This is a genomic window from Pseudomonas sp. 65/3-MNA-CIBAN-0223, from assembly GCF_040310425.1.
Classification (GTDB): Bacteria; Pseudomonadota; Gammaproteobacteria; order Pseudomonadales; family Pseudomonadaceae; genus Aquipseudomonas; species Aquipseudomonas gregormendelii.
On the sequence record NZ_JBEOPV010000063.1, the window covers coordinates 1 to 444 of the forward strand.

At 63.5% G+C, this 444-nt stretch carries 1 protein-coding gene; it reads left to right on the forward strand.

Going from position 1 to position 444, the window contains the following annotated elements; all coding sequences use genetic code 11:
- Positions 1–9: 9 nt before the first annotated feature.
- Positions 10–438 carry a RidA family protein gene (locus AAEZ09_RS27920; protein ID WP_350601583.1) on the forward strand — a complete coding sequence of 143 codons (429 nt, stop codon included), beginning with the start codon at positions 10–12 and terminating at the stop codon, positions 436–438.
- The last annotated feature ends 6 nt before the right edge of the window (positions 439–444 follow it).

Here is a 444-nt window from a genome sequence, read left to right on the forward strand (position 1 = left end):
GAACAGGTCATGACAGAACAAACCGGATGCAAGGGGCTTTCACTGATCAATCCGCCCGGCCTCTATGACCCAACATCCAACGGCTATTCCCACGTTGCGGTGCTGCCGGCGGGGGTGCGGATGGCGTTCATCGCCGGGCAGGGTGGTGAGGCGGTTGATGGCCAGCTGTCAGTCGATTTTCGCCAACAGGTGCGCCAGGCGCTGCGCAACCTGTGCATCGCCATCGAGGGCGCAGGCGGGACGCCGGCGCAGATCGCCAAGCTCGGCGTGCTGATCGTCGACCACAGTGAAACTCGCCTGCACATTTTTGGCGACGAGCTGGAACGTGCGCTGGGGCCGGGACCGAAGCCTGCTTGTACGCTGACTCCGGTGCCGCGCCTGGCGTTGGACGGCATGCTCTTCGAAGTCGAGGCGGTGGTGTTGTTGGCAGAGGGTTAGCTGAGT